Annotated in this window: 7 protein-coding genes; 3 read left to right on the forward strand and 4 right to left on the reverse strand. The window is 34.7% G+C overall.

Going from position 1 to position 6,325, the window contains the following annotated elements; translation table 11 throughout:
* Positions 1-192: 192 nt before the first annotated feature.
* The 3 genes from DD829_RS00940 to DD829_RS00950 all read right to left on the reverse strand — a co-directional run bounded on the left by DD829_RS00940 (position 193) and on the right by DD829_RS00950 (position 3,247).
* Entirely contained in the window at positions 193-1,641 is a 1,449-nt protein-coding gene (locus tag DD829_RS00940) for an IS1182 family transposase (protein WP_116547445.1), read from the reverse strand.
* A 149-nt stretch (positions 1,642-1,790) separates the two neighbouring features.
* A complete protein-coding gene (locus DD829_RS00945) occupies positions 1,791-2,519 on the reverse strand; it encodes a ZIP family metal transporter (RefSeq protein ID WP_108411488.1) in 729 nt (242 codons plus the stop codon).
* A gap of 2 nt (positions 2,520-2,521) precedes the next feature.
* Positions 2,522-3,247 (reverse strand): SAM-dependent methyltransferase, encoded by a 726-nt coding sequence (locus DD829_RS00950; protein ID WP_108411486.1) that lies wholly within the window; start codon positions 3,245-3,247, stop codon positions 2,522-2,524.
* Positions 3,248-3,369: 122 nt separating this feature from the next.
* Here DD829_RS00950 and DD829_RS00955 point away from each other — a divergent pair, with 122 nt between their 5' ends.
* The gene (locus tag DD829_RS00955) at positions 3,370-4,533 is read left to right on the forward strand and encodes a class I SAM-dependent RNA methyltransferase (protein WP_108411487.1); all 1,164 of its coding nucleotides are present in this window, start codon (positions 3,370-3,372) and stop codon (positions 4,531-4,533) included.
* A 31-nt stretch (positions 4,534-4,564) separates the two neighbouring features.
* Here DD829_RS00955 and DD829_RS00960 read toward each other — a convergent pair whose 3' ends face one another.
* Complete coding sequence (locus tag DD829_RS00960) at positions 4,565-4,933, reverse strand: helix-turn-helix transcriptional regulator (protein ID WP_116547446.1); 369 nt, start codon at positions 4,931-4,933, stop codon at positions 4,565-4,567.
* 150 nt (positions 4,934-5,083) lie between these two features.
* Here DD829_RS00960 and DD829_RS00965 point away from each other — a divergent pair, with 150 nt between their 5' ends.
* Positions 5,084-5,290, forward strand: coding sequence for a hypothetical protein (locus tag DD829_RS00965; RefSeq protein WP_116547447.1), 207 nt, complete (start codon positions 5,084-5,086; stop codon positions 5,288-5,290).
* A gap of 45 nt (positions 5,291-5,335) precedes the next feature.
* Entirely contained in the window at positions 5,336-6,124 is a 789-nt protein-coding gene (locus DD829_RS00970) for a GLPGLI family protein (RefSeq protein WP_116547448.1), read from the forward strand.
* Positions 6,125-6,325: the final 201 nt, after the last annotated feature.

The raw sequence follows: 6,325 nt of genomic DNA on the forward strand, positions 1-6,325 counted from the left end.
GGTCACTGAAAAACCTTGCATCTTACGGCAGCCTATTCATTTAGGATGAAAAATAAGAGCTTATTACAAGATTTAAAAATCCGTAATAAGCTTTTTATTTTTTTTGGGAAGTTGTTTTTTTGATTTTTTTGAGTGGTGATTTTAATCTTATTGCAATTGATTTTGAAAATTCGGTACAGAGATTTATTTTCTCTACAATAATTTCAGGATTCTCTTCAGATTGACTGCGAAAATAGCCATTGCGCCCTGCATCTGCATATTTTCTATGCCGTAAGAAGTGGCTCTTTGATAGCCGTGTACATTTTTCAGTTCGCTGTTTTTGGCTTCGATTTTATAGCGGTGTTTCGATTTTTCTTTGTAATAATCGCTTTGCTGAAAAGCCATTTGATCCTGATGTAATTCCGATTTGATGGAAACAGAATAGGTTTTACTTTTTGCACCATCCTTATAGCAGCCTTCTTTCAGTGGACAAACCCTGCACTTTTCAACATCAAAATAATAGGTATCTACTTGATTTTTACCCGCGTTTCTGGTTCCGCCCCGTGCTTTTCTTATCGCCAAATGTCCTGCAGGACAAACAAACCGGTCGGCATCTTTGTTGTAATCAAATCTGTCTTCGTCTTTTCTAAAACCTGGGGTAATGGAGGGATTCAGTCTGGCGACGACTTTGATATTCTGATTTTTTGCAATTTTCAGATTCTCCTTTCCGCTGTAAGCGGAATCGCCAATAATAGTGTCTATTTCCATCCCATTATCCCGGCTCATCTGCAGTAGTTTCGGCAATTCAGGACCCTCACCTTTTTCTCCCGAGGTGACCACCGCTGCCGTAATGATCCGCTCTTCGCTCATTGCCAGATGTGTTTTGTAGCCGAAAAATGAACTGTCAGCAGATTTATGACCTGTTTTGGCATCCGTATCTTTGGAAAAAATCATTTCCTCACCCGTGTCTTCCACCAATTCCTTCAAAAGGTTTAGTTTCTCCTTTACCGAAGGGATTTCACTTATAGAGGGTTCGTTTTCAATTGCTTTTTCCAGCTCTTTGCAGTACTTAAGTTCTTTAGTCAAATCATTATCCGTGTTTTTTGAAGGCATCTTGCTTTTAAAGGCTTCATCAAACTGATAAACGGCTTTCCGAAGCAGTTTAGAACGTTCTCTCAATACTTCAATCGTAGAAAAAGGGTTGCTTCTAGACAAAGTGTGTGTGGCATCTACAATAATAGATTTGGATTTGATAATCCCTTTTTCAATCGCAATCGTTACGGTTTTACCGATCAAAAGATTCAGCAGATCAGTGTCTTTAAGACGCAGTTTTCTGAATTTTGTAAGCGAGCTTGGATTAATAACTTCCTCTTCAGGTGTCATTTCCAAAAAATACTTAAACGACATATCGTAGCGCGAACGCTCCACCACATCCACATCAGAAACCGTGTAAATGCTTTTCAGCAAAAGATATTTAAACATTCGCACAGGGCTTTCTGCATGGCGCCCGTTATTTGAACAGTATTTATTTAAAAGTTCTTCATAGATAAATGAAAAATCAATCAGTTCATTAATTTTCCGAAGAAGATTGTCTTTCGGAACAATCAAATCATACAACCCCGAATAGGAACTCAACTGAATTTTTTGCTGCTGTATTAACATCTGCTTTACTCTTGAATATAGTGTTAATATACAAAGAAGGAGCGTAAAACTATACGTTTTACACTCCTTTTTTATGGGTTAATGAAAATTTAGTTTTTCAGTGACCTCATTTACGTTCGGAGCTTTTTTATTTTAGAAAATTAAATTAATTAATGGTGATGTCCTACGTGATCATGACTGTGAAAAAGATGCATGACCAAAGCTAAAGAAACCCCTAAAATCACAAGCCCTATTTTTAGCCAGTCGATGTTATGGTTCTTATTGCTTTCAAAGATAATTACCGAAGAAATATGAAGGAAAATTCCTCCTACAATAGCCAGAAAATAAGGCTGAAGATCGGGATTGAAGTAATTTCCGAGCAGCATTCCCAAAGGTGAAGCAAGTGCAAAAAGTGCAACAATTAATAAGGAAGGATAAGAGGGGTTAGATTTCGATTCATCTTTTCGGTTAAACAAAAACGCGCCCAAAATGAAAGATATCGGAAGATTGTGAAAAACAATTCCCAAAAGATAAGGCGATAATTCCTGTTCTTCGTTCGCTAAAGGAATTCCCTCAATAAAAGCATGGATAAAAAGTCCCACCATTAAAGCAACAGGCAAAATATTATGTTCGCTGTGATGATGAAAATGTCCGTGTTCAAAACCTTTGGTTAGAGCTTCAAGAATCATTTGCAGTAAAACTCCGGCGATCACGAAAATGCCCAGACTGCTTCCTGTTTCTGAGGTATAAACCTGCGGAAATACTTCATTCAGACAAATGGTAATCAGAAATCCGGCACTTAAAATCAACAGATTTTTTGCCAGTTTTTCTTTTTTACCAAAATGTTTTCCCAGAAATACTCCTGTAATAACGCTTAACACCAGTAAAAGTACGGTAATCATTATTTTTTCTTGAATAAATTAATGCAACGCGGAGAAGTATCCTTATTAAAATCGTTCAGTTGGTAATCTCCCCAGATTTTTACTCTCTCAAAACCACATTCAGTTGCATAGGAATTGATGGCATCCAACGTATGAAGTTTTACTTTTTCGAAGAAATGATACGGCTTTCCGTCTGCTTCAAATTGAATGTCTTTTACAATATGTCTGCCCTCGATTTTCTTTTTTATTTTAAACTCAATATCTCCGCGAATGATGGTAGATTCCGGAACAATGCTTTTTCTTACGTATTCTTCATTCAGATAATCCAGAACAAAATATCCGCCCGGTTTTAATACATTATAAACGGACTGAAAAACTTTTTTGTCGTCATTTTCATTATCAAAATATCCGAAGCTTGTAAAAAGATTGAAAACAGCGTCCATCGGATCTGCATCAATCGGGTTTCTCATGTCGTGAACATCAAAAAGCAAGGTCTGATTCTCAAACTGCTTATCGAATTCTATACTCTGTCTGGAAAGATCAAGTCCCAAAACATCATACCCAAGCTTATTAAGAAAAACCGAATGTCTTCCCTTACCACAAGCCAGATCGATGATTTTTGAGTTCGGCGGAAGCTGTAGTTCTGCAGTAAGTTTTGTAATAAAATTTTCCGCTTCTGTATAGTCTCTGTTGCTGTACAGTACATGATAATAAGGGGTGTCAAACCAAGATTCAAACCATTCCATACTGCAAAAATAGTGTTTTTTGAGCGATTGTCTGCTTTTGTGAACCCATGGTTTTTGTAGTTGCAGCGATTTCTGTAAACTATAATCTGACAACCAACGACTAAAATTGCTATTTTTGCAGTATGGATATAGAGAATATACAGATTCAGATAAAAACATTCTTTGGGCTGGAACAGATTTTGGCGGAAGAGATCAAAAAGCTGGGAGGAAGAAAAGTTGAGGTTAAAAACCGTGCGGTAAACTGTGAAGGAGATTTAGGCTTTTTATACAAGATCAATTACTCTGCGAGAACGGCTTTGAAAATTTTGGTTCCGATTCACGAATTTAAAGCTTTCAATCAGCACCAGTTTTACGACAGGCTTTTTAAATTCAACTGGGAAGAATTTATGGATGTGGATCAGTCTTTTGCAATTGATTCTACGGTAAATTCTGAAACATTTAAGCATTCTCAGTTCGTAACGCTGAAAATGAAAGATGCTATTGTGGATTATTTTCAGGAAAAATTCAAAAAGCGCCCGAATGTAGAAACCAAAAATCCGGATATTAAATTCCACCTTCATATCGACAGAGAGTTAATTACCATTTCTCTGGATTCTTCGGGAGATCCTTTGTTTAAGAGAGGATACAGAAGAGAGCAGGGAGAAGCTCCGATTAATGAAGTTCTGGCAAGCGGAATGCTTCAACTTGCAGGTTGGGACGGGAAAGGTAATTTCCTTGATCCGATGTGCGGTTCGGGAACACTTTTAATAGAAGCGGCAATGATTGCTTTGGATCTTCCGGCGCAGATTTTCAGAAGGAGATTTGCTTTCCAGAACTGGAAAAATTATGATGCGGATCTTTTTACCAAGATTAAAGAATTCAGAATCAACAGGGTGAAAGAGTTTACCGGAAAGATCGTTGGCTACGATATTGATGCAAGAATGCTGAATGCGGCAAGAATGAACATCGAAGCAGCAGAAATGGAAGATGTAATTGAAGTGAAGAAACAGAATTTCTTTGATTCCAAAAAAGAACTTTTCCCTTTGTTAATGGTCTTCAATCCGCCTTACGACGAAAGAATTTCTATTAATGATGATGATTTTTACAAGAAAATAGGCGACACTTTCAAAACTCATTATCCGAATACATTGGCATGGCTGATTTCTTCTGATCTGGAAGCGGTGAAGAAAATCGGTCTTCGTCCGTCAAGAAAAATCAAGCTTTTCAACGGAAAACTGGAAACCAGATTTTTGCAGTATGAAATGTATGAGGGAACGAAGAAAGTTCATAAATTAGAAGAAAAATAAAGTGAAAACCTTCCAATTTCGGAAGGTTTTTTTATTTCTGTTCCAGCTTTGCAATTCTATCTTTTAACTCCTGAATTTCTTTTTTCAGTAAGTAAATGTATTCCTGTTGGTTTTCAAGCAGGTATTCCGGAACGTTACAATATATATTATTGCTTCCAATATAGTTGCCGGAATTATTTTCAAAGTTTTGATGAATTGAATTCTCTTTTTCAGATTGTTTAATATCATCTACTTCTACGTCCAGTAATTTTGCGATACGTTCCCATTCTTCGTCTTTAATCTCAACTTCACCTTTTTCTTTACGAAGATAATGAGTTTGGCTGATTTTAAGATGTTCGGCAATATCCTGTTGAGAGAAATTTCTTTCTTTTCTTGCCTTGATTAATTTTTCTTTTATCATAGAAATATTTTTCACAAATATAAAACAAAATTATGCGAATAAATTCGAATAATTTAAATTTGGTTTTTATTAGTTAGGGATATAGATTTGTATGGAAGTTTTCCGGAAGAACTTTAAAGAAAATTTTTATCAACAATTAAAAAAACAATTATGAAAAAAGCACTTATGTTTAGTATGGTATTTTTAGGAATATCAACTGTATTTGCATTTCCATTTCGTCCGTCTTGTGGAAAAACAACAGTAGAAGTTATCGGAACCGGAGGAATGACTAATCAACAACTAGCAAACTATCTAGCGCAAATCAATTATGATTTATGTGATGTTTGGCCATCTCATATTATAATTTATTCACATTAACCAATGAGGCAATCTAAGTAACGGATTGCCTTTTAAAATAAACCAATGAAACAAGTACTTTTTTTCTGCCTTATTTTTATTTCGTTTATAGGCAAATCTCAAACGTCTTTTAATGTTGAATATGAAGCAGATTATAAATTAGCTTATAAAGACCAAAATATACCAAATGCACCTACTCAGGACGCGGCATTTGCTTTATTAATGAACAGGGAAGAATCGTATTTTAAAAATCTAAACAAATACGTCAGTGATTCTTTAAAATATGAGAGAAAATTAAATGATAAAAGTAGCTATAATGACTATTTAAGATATTTTACTCCATTTGATGAAAATATAGGCATTACCTCAGCTAAAATATATGTTACCGTACCCATTTCAGGGAAGAACTATAAATATGAAGAAAGTAATGATATGAATTGGAAGTTGGAAAATGAATATAAAAAAATCGGAAAATATAAATGTCAAAAAGCTACGGCTAAAAAATATGGCAGAACGTGGACTGCGTATTTCACGAATGAAATACCTTTTCCTTATGGTCCTTACAAATTCAGTAAATTACCGGGATTGATTTTAGAGGTTTTCGATGACAAAAAAGATTATGTTTTTACGTTGTATAAATTTGGAAAAAGAAAATATCTCTGCAAGTCCGCAAACATGAATTCAAAAGCAGAAGCCATACAGAAACAAAAAATTTTTGATTACAAAAGAAAAGAAATGGGTAATCCTAATAAATATTTAGAACATATAGGCGATGAGGAAACAAGACAATTATTAATAAAGAAAAGTTCAGAAAAAGCGAAGAGATATAATCCTATTGAACTCAGTATTTTTTGATATGTAAATTTTATAATTAGATATTTCATAAAATCAGGTAGAAGTATGATAATAAAACCTTTCATTATTCGGAAGGTTTTTTATTTTTGTTAAAATTAAATATTATGTCTTGGAATGCCTTTGATTTTATAGAACTTATTTTAGATCTTTTACAGTGGATATTTTCTGTAGGATCAGGTAGAAAAAAAGATGAATAAAGGC

Source organism: Chryseobacterium sp. HMWF035 (genome assembly GCF_003094695.1).
Lineage (GTDB): Bacteria > Bacteroidota > Bacteroidia > Flavobacteriales > Weeksellaceae > Chryseobacterium > Chryseobacterium gambrini.